The sequence below is a fragment of the Candidatus Accumulibacter vicinus genome (assembly GCF_000584955.1).
Taxonomy (GTDB): domain Bacteria; phylum Pseudomonadota; class Gammaproteobacteria; order Burkholderiales; family Rhodocyclaceae; genus Accumulibacter; species Accumulibacter vicinus.
The window spans coordinates 8637-10528 of the sequence record NZ_JDSS02000004.1 but is presented as its reverse complement, the minus strand read 5'-3'; the positions used below and the strand labels follow the sequence as shown (position 1 = coordinate 10528).

Annotated in this window: 1 protein-coding gene and 1 pseudogene; both read right to left on the bottom strand. The window is 67.0% G+C overall.

The annotated features are described in order from the left end of the window. Positions 1 to 623 (bottom strand): annotated as a pseudogene (locus CAPSK01_RS21260) (hypothetical protein); the annotation flags it as partial. Then, positions 604 to 1892: GspE/PulE family protein (locus CAPSK01_RS00200; RefSeq protein ID WP_273702784.1), on the bottom strand; the 1289-nt coding region annotated here is incomplete at its 5' end. The pseudogene CAPSK01_RS21260 and the gene CAPSK01_RS00200, both read right to left, overlap by 20 nt.

The window sequence follows — 1892 nt, the reverse complement described above, 5'->3', positions numbered from 1 at the left end:
CGATCCGGCACCGCCGGCAGCCGCAGCGTACGCAGGCCGGCGAGTTCGCCATGCTGGTGGTAAACCAGCGTCAGGGTACGGGCGAAACCGATCCCCAGCCAGCCGTCGGCAGGAATCGCGGGGCACACCCGGTTCCAGACGCGAACCAGCGCCGGGGTCACCGAATCCAGCCGCCAGCCCTGCGTGCGCGCGAGTCCTGCGAGCGCCTGGTAGAGTTCCCGCGGCAGCGCACAGCTCACGAAAGGCGCCGCGGCCTGCCAGTCGGCCGCCAGCAGCCAGGGCTCGGCAGATTCTCCGTACAAGGCCGCAAAGCGTGCCGCTGCACTCGCCCGCAGTTCGCGCAGACCCCGCGCACCGCGCGGTGGCGTGACCACGAAGCTGCGCGCCAGGCTGTCATCGAGCGTCACCACCAGCGGGAGACGGGCCGCATCGGCGACCGGCTGCGCCGGTGCCAGCGCCGACAGTGCGCCGCACAGAGCGGCAAGCGATGCCGGCTGCGCCGGGTCGAAATCGAGCGCCGCCAGCGTCTCGACTGCCGACTTTGCCGCCACCGGCAGCGCCAGCAGCACCGCACTGTCGGCAGCGCAGCCGAGCAGCAAGCGCTCAACCCGAAAGCGTGACACGACGCAGCTCTTCGAGCGTGGTTTCACCGCGCGCCACCAGGCGCAGCGCGGCCTCGGTCAGGCTGCGCGTGCCGTTTCGGTAGGCGAGTTCCTTCAGTTGTCGGATCGGGCGCTTCTCGATGATCAGTTCGCGCAGTTCGTCGTTCAGGTTGAGGATCTCGGCAACCGCTTTGCGCCCACGATAACCGCTACCACGACAATCGCCGCAGCCGCGGCCGCGCCGGAAATCGAAATGCGCCAGATCGTCGCCGGCCAGATGAAAGCGCTCGAGTTCGGCATCGCGCGGCGTGTCGGCTTCGCTGCAGCGGCTGCAGTTCACGCGCAACAGGCGTTGCGCCCAGATGCCATTGAGCGCCGAGGCAAAGGCGTAGGGGTCGATGCCCATGTGGGTGAAGCGACCGAAAACGTCGAAGACGTTGTTGGCATGTACCGTGGTCAGCACCAGATGCCCGGTCAGCGCCGACTGGACGGCGATTTCGGCGGTCTCGCGGTCACGGATTTCGCCCACCATGATCTTGTCGGGGTCGTGACGCAGAATCGAGCGCAGGCCACGCGCGAAGGTCAGCCCTTTCTTGTCGTTGACCGGAATCTGCAGGACGCCGGGCAACTGGTATTCGACCGGATCCTCGATGGTGATGATCTTGTCGCGACCGTTGTTGATCTCGGAAATCGCACCGTACAGCGTCGTGGTCTTGCCTGAACCGGTCGGGCCGGTGACCAGCAACATCCCGTAGGGTTCTTCGACCAGCCGGCGCAGCGACTTCAGGGCATGCTCGTCAAAGCCCAGCGAGTCGAGCGTCAGCGAACCATGCGCCTCGATGACGCCGCGCTTGTCGAGGATGCGCACGACCGCGTCCTCACCGTGGATGCACGGCATGATCGACACCCGCAGGTCGATGTCGCGGCCGGCAACCTCGACCCGGAAGCTGCCGTCCTGCGGGATGCGTCGCTCGGCGATGTCGAGTTCGGCCAGCACCTTGAGGCGCGAGATCACCTGCTCGGCGAGCGCCACGCCGCTGATCTGGGCGACCGTATCGAGGACGCCGTCGAGACGGTACTTGATGGTGATGCCACTGGGCGTGCTTTCGAGGTGGATGTCGCTGGCGGCGGCCCGCACTGCGTCATAGACGGTCGAGTTGACGAGTTTCACCGCCGGACTCGAAGCGCCACTGACCGAAGCGAAGCTCAGCACCTCGGCCGTACGTCGCTCGGGCGCGCTACCGCCATCCTGCACCAGCGAATGCACCGCGTGCAGCGACTCCTCATGCT